The sequence below is a fragment of the Pseudomonas sp. PDM30 genome (assembly GCF_019218985.1).
GTDB classification, from domain to species: Bacteria; Pseudomonadota; Gammaproteobacteria; order Pseudomonadales; family Pseudomonadaceae; genus Aquipseudomonas; species Aquipseudomonas jessenii.
Genome location: NZ_JAHUWM010000011.1, coordinates 193,768 through 217,199 on the forward strand (window position 1 = coordinate 193,768; position 23,432 = coordinate 217,199).

Genomic DNA, 23,432 nt, shown 5'->3' on the forward strand with positions numbered 1-23,432 from the left:
CCGCGCAATCCCTGCACGAGAAATGGCAACGCAAACGCACCGCATCGCTCGAATGTTGTGCTGCGCAAGAGCAGGTATAGCCGAAGGAAGCAGAAGGCCCCGATGGATCATCCTACAAAAGGTTTCACGCTGATCGAGTTGCTGGTCGCGATCGCGATCCTTCTGATTCTATTGACTCTGGCTGTCCCGGAGTTTACCCGCTCGATGCAAACAACGAGGGCGGATACTGAAATCGCTGACCTGCGACGAGCCCTGAATTTTGCCCGGCTCGAAGCCATCGATCGGGGCAATGCCACACGGGTGCGACCGACGGCCGGTGGGGTTGCCTGGAGTGGGGAACTGACGGTTTACGACGGTACTGGCGCTTTGGCCAATGTATTGCGGGTTGTTCCGGCGATGAGCGGCGGTGCAACTCTGGCGCTAACCTCTGACGTCACTGCCATCGATTTCAACAGCATGGGCGGATTGTCATCACCGTCCTCAGAGGTGGTGATCAGCTATGGGCGGGGAGCACAAAGCAGGACGCTGACGGTGTGTTTGAACGGACGAATTCTATTGGGTGGAAGTTGCGGATGAGGGCAGGGAAGCAAGGCGCGCAGGAGGGCATGACGCTGGTCGAAGTCCTGGTGGCGTTAGTCATTCTGGGAGTGGGCCTGCTGGGGGCGGCGGCGGTTCAGCTCAATGCGCTGAAGTACACGGACAGTGCGCGCATGACCAGTCAGGCCAGTTTTATCGCCTACGACCTGATGGACCGAATTCGCGCCAACGCCGCAGCGGATTACACCATTGCGCCGCCGGCCTCGGGCAATCCGGACGTTACCCGGGATCAGGACCTGTTTGATTTCAACGCCAACATCGTCAGTTCACTCGGAGCCTCCGCGACGGGCAGTGTGACCGTCAACCGGCAGGTGTACACCATCACTATTACCTGGGACGACTCACGGGCCGCGAATACTGCCGATTCGCGACGCAGCTTCATCCTGAGCAGCCGCGCGGCCATTGATCCGATGGTGATCCCGTGAGACGCCGCAGCAAGGGTTTTAGCCTGGTCGAGTTGCTGATCGCCATGGCGTTGAGCCTGATCGTGGTGCTGGGCGTGGTGCAGGTTTTCATCGCGGCCAAGAACACCTATCTCAGCCAGAATGCGGCCGCGAACATGCAGGAGGACGCACGTTTCGTTTTGAGCAAAATGATTCAGGAGATTCGCATGGTCGGGATGTTCGGTTGCCTGGAAAGGATCACTGATTCCAGCAAGAAAGGTGATTTCCATGCCAATCGTGTAACGCCGATCCGTTGGGACAATGGCAGTCGCAGTTTGACGCTGGTTACGGCGGATGTCGGCAGCAACGGCGACAAGCCGGACTGGACCGTGCTTTCCGATTGTAGAACCAATTCGACGGCCTACAGTGAAGGTCGGACACCAGTGGCAGGGCAACTGGCATTTCCGATCCGGCGGCTGATTTACAGCTTCAACAACAACCAACTGCTCATGAAGGGCGGGGCCGCAGCAGGCCAGGTATTGGTGGATAACGTCGGCGCTTTCGACGTGAGCTTCGGCCTGGCCAGCACGGCCACTGATCTGGCTGCTTCGCGCTACAGCAGCAACCCGCCGAACCCCGCGCTGATTCGTAGCGTTCGCCTGAGCCTGACCCTCACCGATCCGAACCACCGCGTGAGCGATCAAACCTTCAACGTGGTTGCCGCTCTGCGCAACCGCTTGCCATGAGAGGGTGCCAATGAATCGGTCTCCCATGACGTGTTACACCCAGCGCGGCATGGCCCTATTGGTCAGCCTGGTGTTCTTGCTCTTGCTGACGTTGATTGGCCTTTCATCGATGCAAAGCGCCACCCTGCAGGAAAAAATGGCCGGTAGTGTCGCCTTGCGCAACCAGTCGTTTCAGCGTGCCGAAGCCGCATTGCGGGTGGGCGAGAGTACAGTGCAACGGGACAGTTATGCGCTACCTGTTTGTAGCGGCACCGTTCAATGTGCGCCACCGTCCGAGTCTTCGACTATTACCGCTGCCGGTTTCAACGCTTCTTCCGGAGTGACCTGGATTACATCGGGCAACGGCTTTTATGGTGTGCAAAATATTGGTGACAGCCAAGATGCGGTGAATGTGCCAATCAATACCCGGGCGATGTTGTATCGGGTAACGGCGGTCGGCATCGCGGGGCATTCGCGCAGTGTGGTGGAGAGCATCTATGCGAAGTACTGAGCGACCTGTCAGGTTATGGCCACAACTGTTTGGTGCCGTCGTCGCGCTTAACCTGTCGGTGTCGGCGCACGCTGCCATATCAGCGGATTCGCCAGCGCTGAACCGGCCCACCTGTCTGGCCAATGGCAACTGGTACGGTTTTTACCATGGCAATCAGGGGTTGAAGGCCGTCTGCCTGAAGCTGCCCGCTGCGATCAGCGTTAAGATGCTCGACAGCAACGCCGATGGAGTGGTCGACAACAGCGACACGTTATCCGATGGCGTGATCTTTATCGGGGAGCATTCGACCCAGGACGCCAGCGACAATGGCGGGGTCGTGAACGATTCCACTGGCGACGGTACTGCGGGGATGGAAAAATCCGGCGGCAGCCGTCGCATCATGTGGCGACAAATACAGTGAGTGAGAATTGAGGCATGCGTAGTTCCAACCGCGGTTTTACCCTGATCGAAATCATGATCGTGATTGCGATCATCGGTATTGTCATGACCATTGCTGCCCCGAGTTTCACCGAATACCTGAACAAGGGCCGTCGCGCAGAAGTAGCCGGTCTGCTCTCGGAGCAGGCGCAGCTCCTGGAGCGCTTCTACTCGCAGAAAAATGCCTACACCGATGCGACGGGCCTCAGTACCGGCAATGATTACTACAGCATCACACCGACCCTGACCGACCAGACTTTTCTGCTGACGGCGGTGCGCAAGGCTGACTCGAGCATGGCCACTGACAAGTGCGGTGATCTGACCATCACCAACACCGGTGTGCTCGGTATGGTCAACGCGAAATCCGGCCTGACCAGCAAAGACTGCTGGGGGCGCTGAGTTTCTATTTCGGGTGCCTTTTGTACCCTCTGTCTATTTAACGATTGGATCAGAACATGACCAGGCAACAGCAAGTGGTGATTGTCGGCGGTGGGGTGATTGGATTGCTGACGGCCTTCAATCTCGCCTCCGAAGTGCAAAGCGTTGTGCTGCTGGATCGCTCGAGCGTCGGCCAGGAATCGTCCTGGGCCGGCGGCGGCATCGTTTCGCCGCTTTACCCGTGGCGATACAGCCCGGCGGTCACCGCGTTGGCTCACTGGTCCCAGGACTTTTATCCACAGCTGGGCGAGCGCTTGTTTGCCGCCACTGGCGTTGATCCTGAAGTGCACACCACCGGTCTGTACTGGCTGGATCTGGATGACGAGGCTGAAGCGCTGGCTTGGGCTGTCCGGGAAAATCGCCCGCTTAGCGCGGTGGATATTTCGGCAGCACACGACGCCGTGCCGGTGCTGGGCAGCGGTTTTTCCCGGGCGATCTACATGGCCGACGTCGCCAACGTGCGTAATCCGCGTCTGGTGAAGTCACTCAAGGCTGCGTTGCTGGCGCTGCCGAACGTGACGATCCATGAGCAGTGCGAAGTCAGCGGGTTTGTTCGTGAGGGCAATAAAGTGGTCGGCGTGCAGACCTCCACAGGTACTGTTCCGGGCGATCAAGTCGTCCTGACGGCGGGGGCCTGGAGCGGTGATTTGCTCAAGCTTCTTGATCTGACGCTGCCGGTCGAGCCGGTGAAAGGGCAGATGATTCTCTACAAGTGTGCGGCGGATTTCCTGCCGAGCATGGTCCTGGCCAAGGGCCGTTATGCGATTCCCCGGCGCGACGGGCACATACTGATCGGCAGTACGCTGGAGCATGAAGGCTTTGACAAGACGCCGACCGGGTCGGCACTGGAAAGCCTGAAGGCGTCCGCGGTGGAATTGATCCCGGCGCTGGCCGATGCCGAAGTGGTGGGGCATTGGGCCGGATTGCGCCCGGGATCACCCGAGGGCATTCCCTACATCGGCCCGGTGCCGGGTTTTGATGGGCTCTGGCTCAACTGCGGGCATTACCGAAACGGGCTGGTGCTGGCGCCAGCGTCATGCCAGCTGTTTGCCGATGTAATGCTGGGCCGTGCGCCGATTATCGATCCGGCGCCTTATGCGCCTGCCGGGCGGCTCTGACTGCTGGATCGCAGTCGTTTATACGGTCGCTATCGCGAGCAAGCTCGCTCCTGCAATGGTTCTGAGGTGTTCGCAGTTGTTGTGTTCACCAATGACCCTGTGGGAGCGGCTTGCTCGCGATAAGGGCCTCAATCCAATCCAAACTTCTTGAGCCTATAGCGCATCGACCTGAATGACAGGTTCAACCGCTGAGCCGCCGCCGTGCGGTTCCAGCGGGTTTCCTCCAGGGCCTGGAGCAGTAGTTGGCGTTCGATGTTTTCCAGGTAGGCTTCCAGATTGTCGATCCGGGTCAGGTCCGGCACGCCACCCTCAGCCCCACAGTTGCCTTCAGCCAGGCGCAGGTCGCCGGCTTCGATCTGTTTGTTCTCACATAAGGTGTGCGCCCGTTCGAGCATGTTTTCCAGTTCCCGCACATTGCCCGGGAAGCGATAGCTCTTCAGCGCATCGAGGGCTAGGGGGTGGAGTCTCGCCGCAGGTTGACCGGTATCGGCGGCCAGGCGCTTGAGAATGTGGCTGGCTAGCATTTCGATGTCATCACGGCGCTCGCGCAAGGGCGGCACCCGGAGTTCGATCACGTTCAAACGGTAGTAAAGATCATGACGAAATCGTCCGGCGGCGACTTCGGTACCAAGGTCCTTGTGCGTGGCGCAGAGAATGCGCACATCCACCGCCACTTCCTGCTGCCCGCCAACGCAGCGTACGGATTTCTCCTGAATCGCGCGCAGCAATTTGACTTGCATGGACAGCGGCAGGTCGGCGACTTCGTCGAGCAGCAGGGTGCCGCCGTGAGCTGTCTGGAACAGGCCGGGCTTGTCTTCGATGGCGCCGCTGAAACTGCCTTTGCGATGGCCGAAAAACTCGCTCTCCAACAGTTCCGAGGGAATTGCCGCGCAGTTGATCGCAATGAACGGCTGATTGGCGCGAGGGCTTTGATCGTGGATCAGTCGCGCGACCAACTCCTTGCCGCTGCCGGACTCGCCGCTGATGTATACCGTCGCATGGCTGCCGGCCAGTTTGGTGATGTGTTTGCGCAGGTTGCGCATGGGCAATGAGTCGCCCAGCAAGCGACGATCGATGCCGACCCCGCGGGCAGGAACCAGCAGGGCGTTGGTGACCAGCTCACGCAGACGCATAAGGTCCACCGGTTTGGTCAGGAAGTCGAATGCCCCGGCCTTGAGCGCATTGATCGCGTTTTCGAGACTGTCATAGGCGGTGATCATCGCCACCTGGACCCGGGGGTGGCGTTGCTGGATGTGCTGCACCAGCTCCAGGCCGGTACCGTCCGGCAACTGCATGTCGGTCAGGCATAGATCGAAGGTTTCGCGTTTCAGCAAGGACTGCGCTTCGCCGACGTTGCGGGCGTTGAACGTCTCCAGCTTCATCCTTCCCAGGGTGATTTCCAGGAGTTCGCGAATGTCCGGTTCGTCATCGACAATCAAGACTTTTTGTCGTGGTCTGGTGTTCAACGTGGGTTCCGTCCGAGAGCAAAGGTCATGCAAAAGCAGCCGCTTTCCTGGCGTGCCTTGAAGTCTAGGCGGGACAGAATGCTTTCGCCCGGCTGGCCGGGCAGATAAAGCCCCAGGCCCTTGATATGGCGGGCTGGGGCTTCATTTTCGAGTATTTCCAGTGATTTCAGCTCGAGCCGTAGCGGCGACATTTGCTCGCGGCGCTGCAGGTGCAGGACGTTTTCGATTACCCGGTTCATTCGCAGAGAGAGGTCTTGAATAATCTGTGTCAGACGTCGATCTGCGCCTTTCAGTTCCTTGGGTGCGCGCGATAGTCCTTAATCGGCCACTAGGTGACGTGTCAGCGGCCGCTGGAATCCTTGTCTTGCTCGAGGTGAGCCTGGCTGCAATACCAACGTTGGTCGAGGCTCAGCGCGCGGTCGCGGGGCAGGTGGACGCCACAATGGGCGCAACGGACCATGGGCGCCGCGTCCCGCTCGGCAGGGGGCCTGGGGGTGGAAGCCTGACCCTTGAACTTGCGCCAGAACCACACTGCAGCGGCAATCAGGGCAATCCAGAACAATAAACGAAGCATGGTGAGCTGCTTTTTGATTGATGAAGCGGCAGTTTAGCCAAGGACCTGACAGGCGCACAGTGTAATAAAGCGCTGAAATAAAAAAGGGAGACTCGAAAGTCTCCCTTTTTGCACAACCCGGGGTGTCAGTCGAACACGCCGAAGGTCATGTAGCTGAACCACGAGCGGTCACTGTTGTTGCCTTCCGCTTCGTGATTTTCTTCTTCGATCGCGTCGCCATTGTCGTCTTTAGGCTTGAGCTCGCTCGGGATGGCGTCCTTGGCGTCCTGGAACTGCCTCTGTACGTCCTGGTTGGCGCGGGTTTCGCCTGGTGGCAGCGGCGGACGGGACTCGATCAGGCCCAAGGTCGCCTTGCTCAGCCACGAACGGTTGTCCGCTTCGGCGACGGTCGGTACGAACTGGCCGTCCACCAGCGTCGGGTGGTTCGGGTAGTTGAGCTTCAGGGTTTCCAGGCTGGTGGCAGCCAGTTCGTCCAGGTGCAGGCGCTGATAGGCCTCGGTCATCACCGCCAGGCCGTCGCCGACCGAAGGGGTTTCCTGGAAGTTTTCCACCACGTAACGACCGCGGTTCGCGGCGGCGACATAGGCCTGACGGGTCAGGTAGTAGTCGGCCACGTGAATTTCGTAGGCCGCCAGCAGGTTGCGCAGATAGATCATGCGCTGCTTGGCATCCGGTGCGTAACGGCTGTTCGGGAAGCGGCTGGTCAGCTGGGCGAACTCGTTATAGGAGTCGCGGGCGGCGCCCGGGTCACGCTTGGTCATGTCCAGCGGCAGGAAACGCGCCAGCAGGCCGACGTCCTGGTCGAAAGAAGTCAGGCCTTTGAGGTAGTAGGCATAATCGACGTTCGGATGCTGTGGGTGCAGACGAATGAAGCGTTCCGCAGCGGACTTGGCCGCTTCTGGCTCGGTGTTCTTGTAGTTGGCGTAGATGAGTTCGAGTTGTGCCTGATCGGCATAGCGACCGAACGGATAACGCGATTCCAGAGCCTTCAGCTTGGCGATGGCACTGGTGTAGCTACTGTTGTCCAGGTCATTTTGAGCCTGTTGGTACAGCTCGACTTCACTGAGGTTTTCGTCTACGACTTCCTTCGATGAGCAAGCAGCGGTCAATGCGAGGATGGCGATCAGCAGCAGGTGTTTCACTTGCATGGCGGCTTGCGTCCCTATGACGGCCGCTGTCTTGGGCGTGGCCGTCCTGTTATGATGAGTGCCCCGTTGAATAGCCTCGGGGCAAAAGACGCCGTATTTAACCACAAGCGCGCAGCCGAAACCAAAGGCTGTGCCGACGCCTAGTCTGAGCATGTCCGATAAAATTGAACTTCGCGCAGAGGTGCCGTCCGAATTGGGCGGCCAACGCCTCGATCAAGTCGCCGCACAATTATTCGCTGAGCACTCGCGCTCGCGCCTTTCCGCCTGGATCAAAGACGGCCGCCTGACTGTGGATGGGGCGGTTATCCGCCCGCGAGACATCGTCCACGGCGGCGCCATCCTTGAGCTGACTGCCGAGCAGGAAGCTCAGGGCGAATGGGTCGCTCAAGACATAGCCCTGGATATCGTCTATGAAGACGACGACATCCTGGTGATCAACAAGCCTGCGGGCCTGGTGGTGCACCCGGCTGCCGGTCATGCCGACGGCACCTTGCTCAATGCCTTGCTGCACCACGTGCCGGACATCATCAATGTGCCCCGCGCCGGTATCGTGCATCGCCTGGACAAGGACACCACCGGTCTGATGGTGGTGGCCAAGACCATTCAAGCGCAGACGCAACTGGTTACACAGTTGCAGAGCCGCAGCGTCAGCCGGATCTACGAGTGCATCGTGATCGGTGTGGTGACCGCCGGTGGCAAGATCAACGCGCCGATCGGTCGTCACGGCCAGCAACGCCAGCGCATGGCCGTGATGGAGGGTGGCAAGCAAGCCGTCAGCCATTACCGCGTGCTCGAACGCTTCCGCTCCCACACCCATGTGCGGGTGAAGCTGGAAACCGGTCGTACGCACCAGATTCGCGTGCACATGGCGCACATCAACTATCCGTTGGTCGGAGATCCTGCCTATGGCGGTCGTTTCCGTATTCCGCCGGCCGCCAACCCAACCATGGTCGAGTCGCTGAAAAACTTCCCGCGTCAGGCGCTGCATGCGCGTTTCCTGGAACTGGATCATCCGACCACCGGTCAGCGCATGAGCTGGGAATCGCCATTGCCGGAAGATTTCGTCTGGTTGCTGACCCTGCTCAAGCAAGACCGTGAGGCGTTCATCGGATGAGTGACTGGCTGATTCCTGACTGGCCCGCGCCGGCCGGGGTCAAAGCCTGTGTGACCACCCGAGCGGGCGGCGTCAGTCTGGCGCCGTTCGACAGCCTCAATCTCGGCGATCACGTCGACGACAGCCCTGAAGCTGTTGCCGAGAATCGCCGTCGTCTGACTGATCATTTCTCCATTCAACCGGCCTGGCTGCAGCAGGTCCACGGGATTGTCGTGGCCCATGCCAATCCAGGCCGGGTGGACACTGCCGATGCCAGTTGGACATCAACGCCGGGCGTCGCCTGCGCGGCGATGACCGCCGATTGCCTGCCTGCGCTGTTTTGCGACCGTGCCGGTACTCGCGTTGCGGCAGCCCATGCCGGCTGGCGCGGGTTGGCGGCGGGTGTGCTGGAAGCGACCCTCGATAATCTGGCCGTACCACCTGCCGAGGTGCTGGTATGGCTCGGTCCGGCCATTGGTCCACAAGCGTTTGAAGTTGGCTCCGAAGTGCGCGAAACCTTCGTGCAGCAATTGCCTCAAGCCGCAGAAGCCTTCGTGCCAAGTCAAAACCCCGGCAAGTTCATGGCTGACATCTATATGCTGGCGCGTTTGCATCTGGCGGCTCGCGGTGTAACGGCTGTCTATGGTGGCGGTTTCTGCACCGTGACCGATCCTCGCTTCTTTTCTTACCGCCGTGTGCCCCGCACTGGCCGATTCGCCTCACTTATCTGGCTCGAACGCTAGACTTTCCTGACCTGCATCAACCTCAGGGCGCTTGAAACTCCCAGAATCGACCACATCTATTGTGGTATCTGGCAGGTTTCTTCATTCAGGATGTTTTATAGGTCCGGCCTGCTCAAAAGGAAGGTGACCCATGCGTATAGACCGTTTAACCAGCAAATTGCAGTTAGCGTTGTCCGATGCCCAATCCCTGGCAGTCGGCCTCGATCATCCGGCCATCGAGCCGGCGCACTTGATGCAAGCCTTGCTCGAACAGCAGGGCGGTTCGATCAAGCCCCTGTTGATGCAGGTGGGCTTCGACGTCAACAGCCTGCGTAAAGAGCTGACCAAAGAGCTCGACCAGCTACCGAAAATCCAGAACCCGACCGGCGACGTGAACATGTCGCAGGATCTGGCGCGCCTGCTCAACCAGGCCGACCGTCTGGCCCAGCAGAAGGGCGACCAGTTCATCTCCAGCGAGCTGGTGTTGCTCGCCGCCATGGACGAGAACAGCAAGCTCGGCAAGCTGTTGCTCGGCCAGGGCGTGAGCAAGAAAGCCCTGGAAAATGCGATCAACAACCTGCGTGGCGGCGAAGCGGTAAACGACGCCAACCACGAAGAATCGCGTCAGGCGCTGGATAAATACACCGTCGACCTGACCAAGCGCGCCGAAGACGGCAAGCTCGATCCGGTGATCGGCCGTGACGATGAAATTCGCCGGACCATCCAGGTGCTGCAACGTCGTACCAAGAACAACCCGGTGCTGATCGGTGAGCCTGGCGTGGGTAAAACCGCCATCGCCGAAGGCCTGGCCCAGCGCATCATCAATGGCGAAGTGCCGGATGGCCTCAAGGGCAAGCGCCTGTTGTCCCTGGACATGGGGGCGCTGATCGCCGGTGCCAAGTATCGCGGTGAGTTCGAAGAACGCCTGAAATCCCTGCTCAATGAGCTGTCGAAGCAGGAAGGGCAGATCATTCTGTTCATCGACGAGCTGCACACCATGGTCGGCGCCGGCAAGGGCGAAGGCTCGATGGATGCGGGCAACATGCTCAAGCCGGCCCTGGCCCGCGGTGAGCTGCACTGTGTGGGCGCCACCACGCTCAACGAGTACCGCCAATACATTGAGAAGGACGCCGCTCTCGAGCGACGTTTCCAGAAAGTGCTGGTGGACGAGCCGAGCGAAGAAGACACCATCGCCATCCTGCGTGGCCTCAAGGAGCGTTATGAGGTTCACCACAAGGTGGCGATTACCGACGGCGCGATCATTGCCGCGGCCAAGCTCAGCCATCGCTACATCACTGACCGGCAGTTGCCGGACAAGGCCATCGACCTGATCGATGAAGCCGCCAGCCGCATCCGCATGGAGATCGACTCCAAGCCGGAAGTGCTGGACCGTCTGGAGCGTCGCCTGATTCAGTTGAAGGTGGAATCCCAGGCGCTGAAGAAAGAAAGCGACGACGCGGCGAAGAAGCGTCTGGAAAAATTGCAGGAAGAAATCGCACGTCTAGAGCGTGAATACTCGGATCTCGAAGAAATCTGGAACTCGGAAAAAGCCGAAGTCCAGGGTTCTGCGCAGATCCAGCAGAAAATCGAGCAGTCCCGTCAGGAGCTGGAAACGGCCCGCCGCAAAGGCGACCTGAACCGCATGGCGGAGTTGCAGTACGGGGTGATCCCGGACCTGGAGCGCAGCCTGCAAATGGTCGACCAGCATGGCAAACCCGAAAACCAGCTGCTGCGCAGCAAGGTGACTGAGGAAGAAATCGCCGAAGTGGTTTCGAAGTGGACCGGTATTCCAGTGTCGAAAATGCTCGAAGGCGAGCGCGAAAAACTGATGAAGATGGAAAGCCTGTTGCACCAGCGTGTGATCGGCCAGGACGAAGCGGTCGTTGCGGTTTCCAATGCGGTGCGGCGTTCCCGCGCCGGGTTGTCCGACCCGAACCGGCCAAGCGGCTCGTTCATGTTCCTCGGCCCGACCGGTGTCGGTAAAACCGAGCTGTGCAAGGCCTTGGCCGAATTCCTCTTTGATACTGAAGAGGCGATGGTGCGGATCGACATGTCCGAGTTCATGGAGAAACATTCCGTGGCTCGCTTGATCGGTGCGCCACCAGGCTATGTGGGCTACGAAGAGGGCGGTTACCTGACCGAGGCCGTTCGTCGCAAGCCGTATTCGGTGATCCTCATGGACGAAGTCGAGAAGGCGCACCCGGATGTGTTCAACATCTTGCTGCAAGTGCTCGAGGATGGTCGTCTGACCGACAGCCATGGCCGCACGGTGGACTTCAAGAATACCGTGATTGTCATGACCTCCAACCTGGGGTCGGTACAGATCCAGGAACTGGTCGGTGACCGTGAGGCGCAGCGCGCGGCGGTGATGGATGCGATTTCCAGCCACTTCCGGCCGGAGTTCATCAACCGGGTCGACGAAGTGGTGATCTTCGAGCCGTTGGCGCGGGATCAGATCGCCGGCATTACCGAGATCCAGCTGGGCCGTCTGCGCAGCCGCCTGACCGAGCGTGAGCTGAAGCTTGAACTCAGCCCTGAAGCCATGGATAAGCTGATCGCGGTTGGTTACGACCCGGTATATGGCGCACGGCCGCTCAAGCGCGCTATCCAGCGCTGGATCGAGAACCCGCTGGCGCAGTTGATACTGTCCGGTCGATTCATGCCGGGCGACACGGCTCATGGTGTGGTGGAAAACGACGAAATCGTCTTCGTCTGATCCAGATCGGCAACAAAATTGAAAAGGCCTCGCATTGTGAGGCCTTTTTTTCGTTAGGCTGTTGAACTCAAAGGAAAAGGCTTGTAAAGTGCGCCCCGCAGTAAGTCACCCGCGAGGGTTTCCGCTCCCCAAGCAGGAATCCAAAATAAGTTGCAAATCATTAACTTGAAAGCAATTTAGGGGGTTGACAGAGGTGCTGAAGATTGTAGAATAGCGCGCCTCAGACACACGAACGCAGCGATGCGAACGGGTTGAAGAGAACGCAGTAAAGCTTCAAAGTTGTAAATTGAAATGTGTAGTTCCGTGATAGCTCAGTCGGTAGAGCAAATGACTGTTAATCATTGGGTCCCAGGTTCGAGTCCTGGTCACGGAGCCAATTTCAAACCGGGGTATAGCGCAGTCCGGTAGCGCGCCTGCTTTGGGAGCAGGATGTCAGGAGTTCGAATCCCCTTACCCCGACCATTTTTGGGTCGTTAGCTCAGTTGGTAGAGCAGTTGGCTTTTAACCAATTGGTCGTAGGTTCGAATCCCACACGACCCACCATTTTTGAAACCAGTTAGCGCTGGAATCGAATCTTAAGATCAGAGGCCAAAAGCGCTGATCGAAGAAGGCGCCTTTCAAAGGTGCCTTTTTTTTACCGGGGTATAGCGCAGTCCGGTAGCGCGCCTGCTTTGGGAGCAGGATGTCAGGAGTTCGAATCCCCTTACCCCGACCATATTAAAAATCCTCGTATCGAAAGATACGGGGATTTTTTTTGTCCGCAGGAAACTCAAGAACGCCGCAAAACCAGTGTGGGAACGAGCTTGCTCGCGATGACGGCCTGACATTCAACACATGTACTGAATGCCAGACCGCTATCGCGAGCCAGACCGCTATCGCGAGCAAGCTCGCTCCCACAGTCGTTGAGGTGTTAGTGCAACTTGAGGCGCGGCTCGGTGCCGCGACCGATCTTGCTGCCCAGCATTAGCATCGCCGTGCGGAACGGCCCGTACAGCGCCATCTGGTGCATGCGGTACAGCGACACGTAGAACATCCGCGCCAGCCAGCCTTCGAGCATCACGCTGCCGGTGAGGTTGCCCATCAAGTTACCCACAGCCGAAAAACGCGACAGCGAGATCAGCGAGCCGTAGTCGGTGTACTTGTACTCCGGCAACGCCTTGCCTTCGATGCGCAGTTTCAACGATTTGGCCAGCAGCGAAGCCTGTTGGTGAGCGGCCTGGGCCCGTGGCGGCACATTGCGGTCGCTACCCGGTTGCGGGCAGGCGGCGCAATCACCGAACGCGAAGATGTTTTCGTCACGGGTGGTTTGCAGGGTCGGCAGCACTTGCAGCTGATTGATGCGGTTGGTTTCCAGGCCATCGATGTCCTTGAGGAAACCCGGTGCGCGAATCCCCGCGGCCCAGACTTTCAGACTGGCCTTGATTTCGTTGCCGTCGGCGGTGATCAGGCTGTCGGCCGTCACTTCGCTGACAGCAGCATTGGTCATGACGTTGACCCCGAGTTTCTCCAGGGTTTTATGCACAGGCCCGCCAATGCGCTCCGGCAGCGCCGGCAGCACCCGTGGACCGGCTTCGATCAGGGTGATGTGCATGTTTTCCGGCTTGATCCGGTCCAGGCCATAGGCTGCCAATTCGTGGGCGGCGTTGTGCAGTTCGGCGGCCAGTTCGACCCCGGTGGCACCGGCGCCGACGATGGCCACGCTGATTTGCTCGATCGTGTCGGTCTGACCGGCGTGCGCGCGCAAATAGTGATTGAGCAGTTGCTGGTGGAAACGCTCGGCCTGTTTGCGGGTGTCGAGGAACAGGCAGTGTTGCGCCGCGCCCTGGGTGCCGAAATCATTGGTGGTGCTGCCGACGGAGATCACCAGCGAGTCGTAAGGCACTTCGCGGGCCGGCACCAGCTCCAGACCGGCTTCGTCGTAGGTGGCGGCCAGCTGGATTTTTTTCTTCGCGCGATCGAGCCCGCTCATACGCCCCAGCTGGAACTCGAAGTGGTTCCATTTGGCCTGGGCGACATAGTTGAGTTCGTCTTCGGAAGAGTTCAGGGAACCGGCCGCCACTTCGTGCAACAAGGGTTTCCAGATGTGGGTCAGGTTCGCGTCGACCAGCATCACGCTGGCCGTACCGCGCTTGCCCAGAGTCTTACCCAGACGGGTAGCCAACTCCAGACCGCCGGCGCCGCCGCCGACAATGACAATACGATGGGACATGGGGATAACTCGCAAGGCTAAAGGAAATCGGTGCAATTACCCGAGCGAGCGCAAGGCAGCTCATAGCGTCAAGTAACTGATAAGTCGGCTCAACAGGCCCAGACCAATGGTCACTGCCAATACCAGTACAAGGAGCATCCACGGCCGGAAAGGCCGGCGCTCGACTTGGTGCTGGGACAACTGCAGGTACTCTTCGACATGCTTTTGGTCGTCGGGGTTCAGGCGGCTGGTCATATCGGGCCTCGTCAGGAGTAGACGTTGCTGAATGTGTAGAAGCTACAGTGTTTTTACCCAGGGTTGAACGCAGCATAGCCGCTGTCCGCAATGGGTTCGACGCTAACGATGTCGTCCAGGCGAATGATGCCACTTTGTAACACCCGGGCAGTGATTCCGCCATGTCCGCGCACGGCCTGAAAGGTGCCGATGCCCAGGTTGCTTTCCAGGCGCGCGCAGGGCTGGCACCAGCCGGTGGTTTCGAACGTTGCCTGGCCGATCCGGAAGCGGCGGCCCTTGAGGCTGAACAGATTGATGCCACTGATAACGAGATTGCGCCGCAGATCTTCAGGCCGGACCGGATGATCCTGTGCTCGCCCCATCAGTGAACTGATCACTGCCAGGTGCTCCCACTGAATCAGCGTTACCTGCCGCGCATTGCGCACGCCGGGGCGGGCGTGGTCGCCGGTCAGGCCGGCCTCCAGGCGCGCTTCCACGGCATCGAGTTCAAGCATCGCCGAACGTGATTGCGGGCGCACGCCGATCCAGAGTACACGACCCTGTTGTGGCACCTCGGCGATCAGCTCCTGCAGCGGGCTCACAGACTGATCCCGACGTCGAACACAATGCTGCGCCCCAGGTTGCTGCGCAAGAAGTCCGGCGCATCCGGGTGAGCGAACAGCACGCGGGCGAATGTCGGCCCAACCAATGACAGCGAGCGCCAGCCCTGGCGCAGGTATTCGGTCGGCGGCGGGAAATGGCTGTTGAGGTCCAGTACTTCGCGTTTGAGGCTGGCGAAGGCAATGATGTCCAGCTCACCCAGATCCATGCCGCGCTCTTTGTAGTTGTGCGCTTTTTTGCGCAAGGTCGGCGCCAATCGCAGCAAGAACTCGTTGGCGGGGATGCGTCGTGGCTTGGCCTCGCGGCGCACCAGTTGGCTCAGGGAAAACGCGCTGCGTCGGCGTTGCAATTCGTCGCGCCATTCATCGTTGAGGCGCCGGCCCTCGTCGAGCACGAAGAACACCTCGAAACTGGCATCGCGAAACAACACATCCGGCGGCTCCCCGGCGGGGGCGAACTCATCGGCGCGATAGGGAATGTTCAAGCCTTGCAGCAGGCGCTGGCAGACCCAACGCTCACGCTCCCACTTGCGGGCATTGGACAGGAACGCGTTGGCTTGCTCGGCCGCGATGGTCAGCAGGCGTAAGTAATCTGAGTCATCCATAGGCCCAAGCTTAGCGTTCAAATGTGATCGCAAAGAAGACAATTTGTCGGAGAGGGTCAATGCCTCCCGCTCCCATGCCCGTTTCAGGGCCCTGCACAAAATGGATAGTGATCTGCGCGCACTGGATATTGCCACGTATCGGGCGGCTCTACCCTCGGCTGTACGGACGTAAGCCGTGTTACCGCCGCTCTAAAAAAACAACAACAAGAGATATATGCCATGCGCAAGATCGACGTACATGAGGTTATCGACAACGCTCGTTTCAACCGCTTTCACTGGATGGTGCTGTTCTGGTGTGCCCTGATCATCATCTTCGACGGTTACGATCTGGTGATCTACGGCGTGGTCTTGCCGATGCTGATGAAAGAGTGGGGGCTCAGTCCTCTGCAAGCCGGTGCACTGGGCAGCTATGCACTGTTCGGCATGATGTTCGGTGCGCTGTTCTTCGGTCCGCTGTCGGACAGGATCGGTCGCAAAAAAGCCATCACGATCTGCGTGATGCTCTTCAGTGGCTTCACCGTGCTCAATGGTTTCGCCCGAAACCCCACCGAGTTCGGCCTCTGTCGCTTCATTGCCGGGCTCGGCATTGGCGGCGTGATGCCTAACGTCGTGGCACTGATGAACGAGTACGCGCCGAAAAAAATCCGCAGCACTCTGGTCGCGATCATGTTCAGCGGTTACTCGGTGGGCGGCATGCTGTCCGCCGGACTGGGCATTGTGCTGATCCCGAGTTTCGGCTGGCAGTCGGTGTTTTACGTGGCGGTCCTGCCGTTGCTGTTGTTGCCGCTGATCATGTATTTCCTGCCCGAATCGGTGGGCTTCATGTTGCGTCAGGGGCGCAATGAAGAGGCGTGCAATATTCTTCAGCGCATCGATCCGGCCTACGTCGCGCAAACCTCTGATCAATTGCACATGGCCGAAGTGAAAGGCACGGGCACCCCAGTGTTGCAGTTGTTCCGTGAAGGCCGTGCGCTGCGCACGCTGATGCTGTGGCTGGCGTTTTTCTGCTGCCTGTTGATGGTGTACGCGCTGAGTTCCTGGCTGCCGAAACTGATGGCCAACGCCGGTTACAGCCTGGGTTCGAGCCTGTCGTTCCTGCTGGTGTTGAACTTCGGGGCGATCTTCGGCGCGGTCGGTGGCGGGGTGCTGGGCGACAAACTCAATCTGCCGAGAGTGCTGGCGGTGTTTTTCGCCATGGCGGTGGTGTCGATCACGCTGTTGGGCTTCAACAGCCCGATGCCGGTGTTGTACTTGCTGATCGCCATTGCGGGTGCCACCACCATTGGCTCGCAGATTCTTTTGTACGCCTGTGCCGCGCAGTTTTACTCCATGACGATTCGGTCTACCGGTCTGGGCTGGGCGTCGGGCATTGGGCGCAACGGGGCCATCGTCGGTCCGCTGCTGGGTGGTGCCTTGCTCGGGATCAGCTTGCCCCTGCAACTGAACTTCATGGCGTTTGCCTTGCCCGGTGCGGTGGCGACCCTGGCCATGACCGTGTTCGCCATCAGCAGCCGACGTAGCGCCGCTGGCGTCAACCCAGCGTTGTCAGCGACCGGTGCCTGAATCATGAAAGCGTTTTTCCAGGACTTCTCGTTGTCAGCCGCCGTGGCTGGATTCATTGCCACGGTGATTTCCTACGCCGGCCCGTTGGTGATCATCTTTCAGGCGGCGGAAGCGGCACATCTTTCGCGGGAAGTGTTGTCGTCCTGGATCTGGGCGATCTCCATCGGCAGCGCCGTGCTCGGCATCGGCTTGAGCCTGCGCTTCCGCGTTCCGGTGATCATCGCCTGGTCGGCGCCGGGCTCGGCGTTGCTGGTGACGCTGTTGCCGGACATCTCCATGGCAGAGGCCGTGGGGGCGTATCTGGTCAGCAGCCTGATCATTTTCGTGGTTGGCATCTCGGGCGCTTTCGACCGGATCATCAGCAAGCTGCCCGCCGCCATCGCGGCGGCGATGCTGGCGGGGATCCTGTTCAGTTTCGGCACTGGCTTGTTCGTGTCGATGCAGCGCAAGCCGTTGCTGGTCCTGGCGATGTTTGCCTGCTACCTGATCTGCAAGCGTGTGATGCCGCGTTATGCGGTGATGATGGTGCTGCTGATGGGCTGTTCGATTGCCGCGTTCACCGGTGATTTACATCGTGAAGCGCTGGTGATCGGCCTGGCCACGCCGGTGTGGATCACGCCCGAGTTCAGTCTGGGCGCGATCCTGAACATTGCCTTGCCGCTGGTGATGGTGGCGCTGACCGGTCAGTTCGTGCCCGGCATGGCGGTGCTGCGCGCCAGTGGCTATCCGACGCCAGCGAGCCCGATCATCGCCAGTAGCGCGCTGGGCACCGCATTGCTGGCGCCGTTTGGTTGCCATGGGCTGAATCTGGCGGCGATCACCGCGGCGATCTGCACCGGTCGCGAAGCTCACGAAGATCCTCGCAAACGCTACGTGGCCGGGGTCGTCGGCGGCCTGTGCTACCTGCTGCTGGGGATCTTCGGCGCCACGCTGGTCTCGCTGTTTTCAGCGTTCCCCAAAGAGTTGATCGCGGCGCTGGCCGGGCTGGCCTTGTTCGCCGCCATTGCCGGCGCGTTGACCGGCGCGTTGACCGGCGCGATGGCGGTGCCGAGCGATCGTGAAGCCGCACTGGTGACCTTTCTGGTCACGGCTTCGGGCATGTCGTTGTTCGGTTTGTCTGCCGCTTTCTGGGGGCTGATTTTCGGCATTGTCACCCATGTGCTGTTGAGCGCCCGTCGTCCCGTTCCCCGTCGCAAATCCACTGCAACTGAAGTCCTTCAATCAGTCGATCAATAACAATAAGAGAAAAACGATGAAACAGATTCTCCCAACAACCGGTTCTGCGTTGTCCCTGGCTGTCGTCTCGGGTTTTTCCACGGGTGCGATGGCAGCTGAAACCGGCTTTATCGAAGACACCAGCGCAACGTTGCAGGCACGCAATTACTACTTCAGCCGCGACTATTCCGACATCGTCGGCGCCAACCGGCAATCGAAGGCTGAAGAGTGGGCCCAGGGGTTCATCCTCAACGTGAAGTCCGGATACACCCAGGGCACCGTCGGGTTTGGGGTGGACGTCATCGGCTTGCTCGGTCTCAAGCTCGACAGTGCTCCGGACCGGACCAATACCGGTTTGTTGCCGGTGCAGGACGACGGCCGCGCGGCAGACAACTACAGCCGTCTGGAAGGCGCGTTGAAGATGCGCTACTCCAAAACCGAGCTGAAAGTCGGTGAGTTGCAACCCAACCTGCCGGTGTTGGCATTCAGCGATATTCGCCTGCTGCCACCCAGTTATCAGGGCGCAAGCATCACCTCCAACGAGATCAATGGCCTGACTGTGCAGGGTGGTCACTTGAGTTCAACCAGCCTGCGCAACGAGGCTGGCGACGAAAAGATGCAGGCAATGCTGGGTCACGTGCCGCAGCGTCAGGTCAGCAGTGACGGTTTCAATTTTGCCGGCGCTGATTATGCCTTCAATGACAAGCGCAGCTCGGTCAGTGCCTGGTACGGGCAACTGGAAGATATCTACAACCAGCGTTTTCTGGGTTTAAAGCACAGTGAGCCGGTGGGCGACTGGATCCTCGGCGCCAACCTCGGTTACTACGATTCGCGCGAGGACGGCAAAAAACTGCTGGGTAACATCGACAACCAGGCGTTCTTCTCGTTGCTGTCGGCCAAGCGTGGCGGTCATACGTTTTACGTCGGCTATCAGGGCATGTTCGGTGACAGTGCATTTCCACGGGTATTTGCCAATATCTCGCCGCTGGGCAACGAAGTGCCGACCTATGAGTTCGCCTTCACCGATGAACGTTCCTGGCAGGTGCGTTACGACTACGACTTCGCGGCGCTCGGCGTACCGGGGTTGACCAGTACCGTGCGCTACATCAGCGGCAACAACGTCGATACCGGAAAGGGTTTCGAAGGCAAGGATCGCGAACGTGACCTGGACATCGGCTATGTGTTGCAGAGCGGCAGTCTCAAAGGTTTGGGCATTCGCGTGCGCAATGCGATGGCGCGTTCCAACTACCGCAGTGATATCGACGAGAACCGCTTGATTCTCAGCTACACGTGGACCTTGCTGTGAGCCAGGTGATCACAGGTTGCTGGTGCAATCACCCATGACGTTGTAGGTCACACGGTGGGTCTGGCCCTGATGATCGACATACACCATGGTCGCCGGTACGACCCCGCACGCAGTCGCGGTGTTCGACACAGAAACCACGCTGGCGATGTCCAGTGGCTGCGCCGGGTTGTACAGGACTGTGAGAGGCTCGTTGTCAGCGGCCATGGCCGAGGTGGCGATGACGGTCAGCAACAGGCTGATCAACGTTTTCATGTTGGCGTGCTCCGTGTCGGTTTTGATGTCTGAATTTTAGTCTTTGCCACCGACGGATAAAGGGGCGAACGGCGGATGCAGCCTTACATAAAACGTAACAGTCATCGCCCGAGGGGGGCTTATGGATGTGCTTAACAACTTGCGCGTATTCATCCGGGTGGTGGACTGCGCCAGTTTCACCGGGGCTGCCGATGCGCTGGATCTGTCGACCGCGCAGGTATCCCGATTGGTGGCGGATCTGGAGGAACATGTACAGGCGCGTCTGCTGCAACGCACCACGCGGCGCTTGAGCCTGACCGACGCCGGCGAGCGCTTCCTGCTGCGCAGCCGGCAAATCGTCGAGGCCATGGATGAGGCGACGGCCGAGGCCCGCGGCGCTCATATCAATCCGGCCGGACGCCTGCGGGTGCACAGCATGAACGGCCTGGGTGTGCTGCTCACGCCGTTGATCGCCCGCTACAGCGAGCTTTATCCCGATGTGGTGTTCGAGCTGACCTTGTCGCAGCGCAATCCTGATCCGCTGGAGGAGGGGCACGATGTGGTGATTTCGATCGCTCCGGAACTTGCCGATTCGCAAATGGTTGCGCAAGCCATCGGGCAGATCTACAGCGTGCCCTGTGCCTCCCCGGCCTATCTGCGACGCCGGGGTGTGCCGCAGCAGCCGCTGGCGCTGAGCGATCATCATTGCCTGCGCATGCTCGACCCGCTGTACGGCGATCAATGGCTTTTCCAGGACCAGGACGGCGAGCACGCCGTCAGCCCGGCCAAGACCTTTCAGTGCAATGTTGCCGAGTCGATGGTCAAGGCTTCGGAGGCGGGCATGGGCATCAGCCTGCTGCCGTTCTACACCGCGACGCGGCCCTTGAGCGACGGTACTTTGCTGCGTGTGTTACCTGCATGGCGCCTGCGCGAGCGCAATGTGTATGCGCTGTATCCTTCGCGACGCTTTCTCGATGCCAAGGTCCGCACCTGGGTGGACTTTCTCAAGTCTGAGCTACCGAAGCTGTTCGCCGAACATGACGCGGTGATGAACGATCCGCGGCATTGGGCTTGAAGTCGAAGGGCATGCGGGCGGCGGTGTAGACTGAGTGCCTGTTGTTCTTCGCCTGGGAGGCGCACGTAGCCATGATCGGTGCAGAGTTGCTGTCATCGCAAACCCTTGCGGTCGGCTGGCTGATCTATGTGCCGGTGTTGATCTGGGCGATCTGTCGCGCACCGTGGGTTGAACTGTTCACCGACAGCCGTCGTCAGCATCTGCTGTTTGGAACGGTGTTTGCGCTGTTTCTGTTGTGGCTGGTGCGGCGCGACTTTGATACCGGCGTGTCTTACCACTTCATCGGCATGACCGCAGTGACGCTACTGCTGGACTGGCCGCTAGCGCTGGTGGGTGGCCTGGTGGCGCAAACGGGGCTGGTGTTGCTCGGGCGACAGGACCTGGCGGCGGTCGGGGTCAATGGCGCGCTGTTGATCGCGTTGCCGGTGCTGGTCACCGAGTGCTGCGCCATTCTGGTGGAGAGGGCGCAGCCACGAAATCCCTTCGTGTATATCTTCGTTTCCGGATTTTTTGCCGCCGCGCTGTCGGCGTTGCTGTGTCTGCTGCTGGCGCTTTGGTTGTTATGGTTCGACGAACGTTTTGCCATGCCGTACTGGCTGGAAGATTTTGTCGGATATCTATGGCTGATCATTTTTCCCGAAGCGTTTATCAACGGCATGATCGTCAGTGCGCTGGTCGTGTTTTGTCCGGAGTGGCTTGAGACGTTCAACCGCACGCGCTACCTCTCGGCTCCCTGGAAGGACGACGATCCCAAGTCCTGATCCGCATCAAAACCTGGAATCGCCCACTCGATGGATCAATGGCGCGGGTCGAAGTCACCGCTGAACATCTCGTCCTCGGCATCGGGAGCCACTGGAATCTTGTGTTCTTCGGACGCCCAGGCACCCAGGTCGATCAGTTTGCAGCGGTCGGAACAGAATGGCCGGAATTTGCTCTCGGCGGTCCATTCCACGGGGGCGCCACAGGTTGGGCATTCGACGGTTGTTGGTTGGCTCATGACTGGCCTCCACGCAAAGAAAGGTAAAAATGATGCAGGCGTTCGACCTCGCTGTGCAGCCAGGCAAGGTCGCGGTCGTTGACCACGACGTCGTCGGCATGGCTCACGCGATCCTGGCGACTGGACTGGGCCTTGAGGATCGCCTGGACCTGCTGCTCGCTGGTCTGGTCACGTTGCAGGGTACGTTCGATCTGCAATTGTTCGGGGGCATCGATCACCAGTACCCGTTGGGTCATGGCGTATTGCCCGGACTCGATCAGCAGCGGCGAAACCAGAATCGCATAAGGCGATTTTGCCAGCGCCAGGTGGTGAGCGATTTCTTCGCCGATCAGCGGATGCAGGAGAGCCTCCAGCCAGCGGCGTTCTTCTGGCACTTCGAAGATCAATTTGCGTAGCGCGGCGCGGTCCAGTTGCCCGTCGGCCTGCAACACGCCGGTGCCGAAGTGTTCGGCGATTTGTGCCAGTGCCGGGCGGCCGGGTTCAACGACCCAGCGAGCGGCGTGATCGGCGTCGACCACATGCACGCCCAGATCGATGAAGTGTTGGGCGGCCGCACTTTTGCCGCTGCCGATGCCGCCGGTCAGGCCGAGAATCCAGGGTTTTTCCACAGGGCTATTCATTTCAAACCGACAAACTGCCAATAGAGGTCGGTTATTTGACCACCCCAGAGCAACGCAATCCAGCCGGCAATGGCCAGATAGGGACCGAAAGGGATCGGCGTCGAGGTTTTAGCATTGCGCCAGCGCAGCAGCATCAGCCCGATAATGGCCCCCACCAGCGAGGACAGCAGGATGGTCAGCGGCAAAATCTGCCAGCCACCCCAGGCGCCCAGCATCGCCAGCAACTTGAAATCACCGTAGCCCATGCCGTCCTTGCCCGTGATCAGCTTGAACAGCCAGAACACCGACCACAGCAGGCTGTAGCCGGCTATCGCCCCCCAAAGCGCCTCGTGCAACGACACGAACAGGCCGAAACTGTTGACGATCAACCCCAGCCATATCAACGGCAGCACCAGCACGTCCGGCAATATCTGATGTTCGGCGTCGATCAGGCTCATCGCCAGCAAACCCCAGCTCAGGACCAGCATCAGGCAGGCGGGCCAACCGAAGCCGAAGTGCCAGGCAACAAACGCCGACAACAGGCCGCAGGCCAGTTCGGTCAACGGATAGCGGGGGCTGATCGCTGCCGCACAGGCTGAGCAGCGGCCGCGCAAAAACACATAACTGAGCAGCGGGATGTTTTCCCAGGCGCGGATTCGGTGACCGCAGTGCGGGCACTGGGAGTGGGGCAGCAACAGGTTGTAGGTCGGCAGCGGCGTTTCGCCTGGCAGCCCGAGAATGTCATGGGCCTGCTCACGCCAGTCGCGTTCGAGCATTTTTGGCAGGCGCCAGATCACGACATTGAGGAAGCTGCCGACCAGCAGGCCGGTGATGCCTGCGAGAAGGACAAAGGCCAGCGCAGATTGAGTCAGGATTTCATTCAAGGGCATG

General features: G+C 59.7%; 26 protein-coding genes, 4 tRNA genes and 1 pseudogene. 19 read left to right on the forward strand and 12 right to left on the reverse strand.

The features are described 5' to 3' along the window. Positions 1-102 precede the first annotated feature (102 nt). The 7 genes from KW840_RS23870 to thiO are packed head-to-tail and all read left to right on the forward strand — an operon-like array spanning position 103 to position 4,189. Positions 103-576: a GspH/FimT family protein gene (locus KW840_RS23870; RefSeq protein WP_218497999.1), complete on the forward strand. Its 474-nt coding sequence runs from the start codon at positions 103-105 to the stop codon at positions 574-576. After that, on the forward strand, positions 573-1,022 hold the full coding sequence (gene pilV / locus KW840_RS23875; protein WP_218498000.1) for a type IV pilus modification protein PilV: 450 nt from the start codon (positions 573-575) through the stop codon (positions 1,020-1,022). Before KW840_RS23870 ends, pilV begins: the two co-directional genes overlap by 4 nt. Beyond that, positions 1,019-1,726, forward strand: coding sequence for a prepilin-type N-terminal cleavage/methylation domain-containing protein (locus KW840_RS23880; RefSeq protein ID WP_218498001.1), 708 nt, complete (start codon positions 1,019-1,021; stop codon positions 1,724-1,726). Before pilV ends, KW840_RS23880 begins: the two co-directional genes overlap by 4 nt. 10 nt (positions 1,727-1,736) lie before the next feature. Continuing rightward, a complete protein-coding gene (locus tag KW840_RS23885) occupies positions 1,737-2,216 on the forward strand; it encodes a PilX N-terminal domain-containing pilus assembly protein (RefSeq protein ID WP_218498002.1) in 480 nt (159 codons plus the stop codon). Next, positions 2,203-2,616 carry a hypothetical protein gene (locus tag KW840_RS23890; RefSeq protein WP_218498003.1) on the forward strand — a complete coding sequence of 138 codons (414 nt, stop codon included), beginning with the start codon at positions 2,203-2,205 and terminating at the stop codon, positions 2,614-2,616. The genes KW840_RS23885 and KW840_RS23890 overlap by 14 nt, the downstream gene beginning before the upstream one ends. Before the next feature lie 14 nt (positions 2,617-2,630). Next, complete coding sequence (locus KW840_RS23895) at positions 2,631-3,032, forward strand: type IV pilin protein (RefSeq protein WP_218498004.1); 402 nt, start codon at positions 2,631-2,633, stop codon at positions 3,030-3,032. A gap of 56 nt (positions 3,033-3,088) precedes the next feature. After that, positions 3,089-4,189 carry a glycine oxidase ThiO gene (gene thiO / locus KW840_RS23900; RefSeq protein WP_090451471.1) on the forward strand — a complete coding sequence of 367 codons (1,101 nt, stop codon included), beginning with the start codon at positions 3,089-3,091 and terminating at the stop codon, positions 4,187-4,189. Between the two features lie 128 nt (positions 4,190-4,317). On the opposite strand, the gene KW840_RS23905 is transcribed toward thiO, so the two are convergent. The 4 genes and pseudogenes from KW840_RS23905 to KW840_RS23920 form a co-directional block, all read right to left on the reverse strand. Further along, positions 4,318-5,655: a sigma-54 dependent transcriptional regulator gene (locus KW840_RS23905; RefSeq protein WP_218498005.1), complete on the reverse strand. Its 1,338-nt coding sequence runs from the start codon at positions 5,653-5,655 to the stop codon at positions 4,318-4,320. Continuing rightward, positions 5,652-5,969: pseudogene (locus KW840_RS28835) on the reverse strand (hypothetical protein); the annotation flags it as partial. The gene KW840_RS23905 and the pseudogene KW840_RS28835, both read right to left, overlap by 4 nt. Positions 5,970-5,995: 26 nt before the next feature. Next, the gene (locus tag KW840_RS23915) at positions 5,996-6,229 is read right to left on the reverse strand and encodes a PP0621 family protein (protein ID WP_057713250.1); all 234 of its coding nucleotides are present in this window, start codon (positions 6,227-6,229) and stop codon (positions 5,996-5,998) included. Between the two features lie 125 nt (positions 6,230-6,354). After that, positions 6,355-7,377, reverse strand: coding sequence for an outer membrane protein assembly factor BamD (locus KW840_RS23920; RefSeq protein ID WP_057713251.1), 1,023 nt, complete (start codon positions 7,375-7,377; stop codon positions 6,355-6,357). A 151-nt stretch (positions 7,378-7,528) separates the two neighbouring features. Here KW840_RS23920 and rluD point away from each other — a divergent pair, with 151 nt between their 5' ends. The 7 genes from rluD to KW840_RS23955 all read left to right on the forward strand — a co-directional run bounded on the left by rluD (position 7,529) and on the right by KW840_RS23955 (position 12,623). After that, positions 7,529-8,491, forward strand: a complete 963-nt coding sequence (gene rluD, locus KW840_RS23925) for a 23S rRNA pseudouridine(1911/1915/1917) synthase RluD (RefSeq protein ID WP_008052092.1) — start codon at positions 7,529-7,531, stop codon at positions 8,489-8,491. After that, complete coding sequence (gene pgeF, locus KW840_RS23930) at positions 8,488-9,213, forward strand: peptidoglycan editing factor PgeF (RefSeq protein WP_218498007.1); 726 nt, start codon at positions 8,488-8,490, stop codon at positions 9,211-9,213. Before rluD ends, pgeF begins: the two co-directional genes overlap by 4 nt. Positions 9,214-9,343: 130 nt before the next feature. Beyond that, positions 9,344-11,908, forward strand: a complete 2,565-nt coding sequence (gene clpB, locus KW840_RS23935) for an ATP-dependent chaperone ClpB (protein ID WP_057713253.1) — start codon at positions 9,344-9,346, stop codon at positions 11,906-11,908. 300 nt (positions 11,909-12,208) lie between these two features. Beyond that, a tRNA-Asn gene (locus KW840_RS23940) sits at positions 12,209-12,284 on the forward strand. A gap of 9 nt (positions 12,285-12,293) precedes the next feature. Then, a tRNA-Pro gene (locus KW840_RS23945) sits at positions 12,294-12,370 on the forward strand. 5 nt (positions 12,371-12,375) lie between these two features. Then, positions 12,376-12,451, forward strand: a tRNA-Lys gene (locus tag KW840_RS23950). A 95-nt stretch (positions 12,452-12,546) separates the two neighbouring features. After that, positions 12,547-12,623: transfer RNA gene (locus KW840_RS23955), tRNA-Pro, on the forward strand. A 195-nt stretch (positions 12,624-12,818) separates the two neighbouring features. Here the strand turns inward: KW840_RS23955 and KW840_RS23960 are convergent. The 4 genes from KW840_RS23960 to KW840_RS23975 are packed head-to-tail and all read right to left on the reverse strand — an operon-like array spanning position 12,819 to position 15,555. Beyond that, positions 12,819-14,117, reverse strand: a complete 1,299-nt coding sequence (locus KW840_RS23960; RefSeq protein ID WP_090451465.1) for an NAD(P)/FAD-dependent oxidoreductase — start codon at positions 14,115-14,117, stop codon at positions 12,819-12,821. Between the two features lie 60 nt (positions 14,118-14,177). Then, positions 14,178-14,351: a DUF3094 domain-containing protein gene (locus tag KW840_RS23965; RefSeq protein WP_007970531.1), complete on the reverse strand. Its 174-nt coding sequence runs from the start codon at positions 14,349-14,351 to the stop codon at positions 14,178-14,180. Positions 14,352-14,404: 53 nt separating this feature from the next. Beyond that, complete coding sequence (locus tag KW840_RS23970) at positions 14,405-14,932, reverse strand: MOSC domain-containing protein (protein WP_218498008.1); 528 nt, start codon at positions 14,930-14,932, stop codon at positions 14,405-14,407. After that, entirely contained in the window at positions 14,929-15,555 is a 627-nt protein-coding gene (locus KW840_RS23975; protein ID WP_007970534.1) for a DUF1780 domain-containing protein, read from the reverse strand. The genes KW840_RS23970 and KW840_RS23975 overlap by 4 nt, the downstream gene beginning before the upstream one ends. 219 nt (positions 15,556-15,774) lie before the next feature. On the opposite strand from KW840_RS23975, the gene KW840_RS23980 reads away from it, so the two are divergent. Genes KW840_RS23980 through KW840_RS23990 form a run of 3 tightly spaced genes read left to right on the forward strand, consistent with a single transcriptional unit; the run spans position 15,775 to position 19,639 of the window. Further along, entirely contained in the window at positions 15,775-17,118 is a 1,344-nt protein-coding gene (locus KW840_RS23980) for an aromatic acid/H+ symport family MFS transporter (protein WP_218498009.1), read from the forward strand. A gap of 3 nt (positions 17,119-17,121) precedes the next feature. Next, a complete protein-coding gene (locus KW840_RS23985; protein WP_218498010.1) occupies positions 17,122-18,354 on the forward strand; it encodes a benzoate/H(+) symporter BenE family transporter in 1,233 nt (410 codons plus the stop codon). 16 nt (positions 18,355-18,370) lie between these two features. Beyond that, the gene (locus KW840_RS23990; protein WP_218498011.1) at positions 18,371-19,639 is read left to right on the forward strand and encodes an OprD family porin; all 1,269 of its coding nucleotides are present in this window, start codon (positions 18,371-18,373) and stop codon (positions 19,637-19,639) included. Between the two features lie 9 nt (positions 19,640-19,648). Here KW840_RS23990 and KW840_RS23995 read toward each other — a convergent pair whose 3' ends face one another. Next, on the reverse strand, positions 19,649-19,891 hold the full coding sequence (locus tag KW840_RS23995; protein WP_150813471.1) for a DUF2790 domain-containing protein: 243 nt from the start codon (positions 19,889-19,891) through the stop codon (positions 19,649-19,651). Positions 19,892-20,012: 121 nt separating this feature from the next. Here KW840_RS23995 and KW840_RS24000 point away from each other — a divergent pair, with 121 nt between their 5' ends. Further along, entirely contained in the window at positions 20,013-20,945 is a 933-nt protein-coding gene (locus KW840_RS24000) for a LysR family transcriptional regulator (protein WP_218498012.1), read from the forward strand. 71 nt (positions 20,946-21,016) lie between these two features. Then, positions 21,017-21,706 carry an energy-coupling factor ABC transporter permease gene (locus tag KW840_RS24005; protein ID WP_007990394.1) on the forward strand — a complete coding sequence of 230 codons (690 nt, stop codon included), beginning with the start codon at positions 21,017-21,019 and terminating at the stop codon, positions 21,704-21,706. Positions 21,707-21,741: 35 nt separating this feature from the next. Here KW840_RS24005 and yacG read toward each other — a convergent pair whose 3' ends face one another. The 3 genes from yacG to KW840_RS24020 are packed head-to-tail and all read right to left on the reverse strand — an operon-like array spanning position 21,742 to position 23,431. Next, positions 21,742-21,942 (reverse strand): DNA gyrase inhibitor YacG, encoded by a 201-nt coding sequence (gene yacG / locus KW840_RS24010; protein ID WP_007970539.1) that lies wholly within the window; start codon positions 21,940-21,942, stop codon positions 21,742-21,744. Next, positions 21,939-22,562 (reverse strand): dephospho-CoA kinase, encoded by a 624-nt coding sequence (gene coaE, locus KW840_RS24015; RefSeq protein ID WP_218498013.1) that lies wholly within the window; start codon positions 22,560-22,562, stop codon positions 21,939-21,941. The genes yacG and coaE overlap by 4 nt, the downstream gene beginning before the upstream one ends. Continuing rightward, entirely contained in the window at positions 22,559-23,431 is an 873-nt protein-coding gene (locus KW840_RS24020; RefSeq protein WP_102672244.1) for an A24 family peptidase, read from the reverse strand. The genes coaE and KW840_RS24020 overlap by 4 nt, the downstream gene beginning before the upstream one ends. Position 23,432 lies beyond the last annotated feature (1 nt).

Bases quoted from the DNA above. Each gene is read 5' to 3' on its own strand.
- KW840_RS23895 (WP_218498004.1), top strand. From the start codon at position 2,631: ATGCGTAGTTCCAACCGCGGTTTTACCCTGATCGAAATCATGATCGTG.
- KW840_RS24000 (WP_218498012.1), top strand. From the start codon at position 20,013: ATGGATGTGCTTAACAACTTGCGCGTATTCATCCGGGTGGTGGACTGC.
- yacG (WP_007970539.1), bottom strand. From the start codon at position 21,942: ATGAGCCAACCAACAACCGTCGAATGCCCAACCTGTGGCGCCCCCGTG.
- thiO (WP_090451471.1), top strand. From the start codon at position 3,089: ATGACCAGGCAACAGCAAGTGGTGATTGTCGGCGGTGGGGTGATTGGA.
- KW840_RS23975 (WP_007970534.1), bottom strand. From the start codon at position 15,555: ATGGATGACTCAGATTACTTACGCCTGCTGACCATCGCGGCCGAGCAA.
- clpB (WP_057713253.1), top strand. From the start codon at position 9,344: ATGCGTATAGACCGTTTAACCAGCAAATTGCAGTTAGCGTTGTCCGAT.
- pilV (WP_218498000.1), top strand. From the start codon at position 573: ATGAGGGCAGGGAAGCAAGGCGCGCAGGAGGGCATGACGCTGGTCGAA.
- KW840_RS23915 (WP_057713250.1), bottom strand. From the start codon at position 6,229: ATGCTTCGTTTATTGTTCTGGATTGCCCTGATTGCCGCTGCAGTGTGG.
- KW840_RS23890 (WP_218498003.1), top strand. From the start codon at position 2,203: ATGCGAAGTACTGAGCGACCTGTCAGGTTATGGCCACAACTGTTTGGT.
- KW840_RS23870 (WP_218497999.1), top strand. From the start codon at position 103: ATGGATCATCCTACAAAAGGTTTCACGCTGATCGAGTTGCTGGTCGCG.
- KW840_RS24020 (WP_102672244.1), bottom strand. From the start codon at position 23,431: ATGCCCTTGAATGAAATCCTGACTCAATCTGCGCTGGCCTTTGTCCTT.
- KW840_RS23990 (WP_218498011.1), top strand. From the start codon at position 18,371: ATGAAACAGATTCTCCCAACAACCGGTTCTGCGTTGTCCCTGGCTGTC.
- KW840_RS23980 (WP_218498009.1), top strand. From the start codon at position 15,775: ATGCGCAAGATCGACGTACATGAGGTTATCGACAACGCTCGTTTCAAC.
- KW840_RS23985 (WP_218498010.1), top strand. From the start codon at position 17,122: ATGAAAGCGTTTTTCCAGGACTTCTCGTTGTCAGCCGCCGTGGCTGGA.
- coaE (WP_218498013.1), bottom strand. From the start codon at position 22,562: ATGAATAGCCCTGTGGAAAAACCCTGGATTCTCGGCCTGACCGGCGGC.
- KW840_RS23885 (WP_218498002.1), top strand. From the start codon at position 1,737: ATGAATCGGTCTCCCATGACGTGTTACACCCAGCGCGGCATGGCCCTA.
- KW840_RS23920 (WP_057713251.1), bottom strand. From the start codon at position 7,377: ATGCAAGTGAAACACCTGCTGCTGATCGCCATCCTCGCATTGACCGCT.
- pgeF (WP_218498007.1), top strand. From the start codon at position 8,488: ATGAGTGACTGGCTGATTCCTGACTGGCCCGCGCCGGCCGGGGTCAAA.
- KW840_RS23960 (WP_090451465.1), bottom strand. From the start codon at position 14,117: ATGTCCCATCGTATTGTCATTGTCGGCGGCGGCGCCGGCGGTCTGGAG.
- KW840_RS23995 (WP_150813471.1), bottom strand. From the start codon at position 19,891: ATGAAAACGTTGATCAGCCTGTTGCTGACCGTCATCGCCACCTCGGCC.
- KW840_RS23965 (WP_007970531.1), bottom strand. From the start codon at position 14,351: ATGACCAGCCGCCTGAACCCCGACGACCAAAAGCATGTCGAAGAGTAC.
- rluD (WP_008052092.1), top strand. From the start codon at position 7,529: ATGTCCGATAAAATTGAACTTCGCGCAGAGGTGCCGTCCGAATTGGGC.
- KW840_RS24005 (WP_007990394.1), top strand. From the start codon at position 21,017: ATGATCGGTGCAGAGTTGCTGTCATCGCAAACCCTTGCGGTCGGCTGG.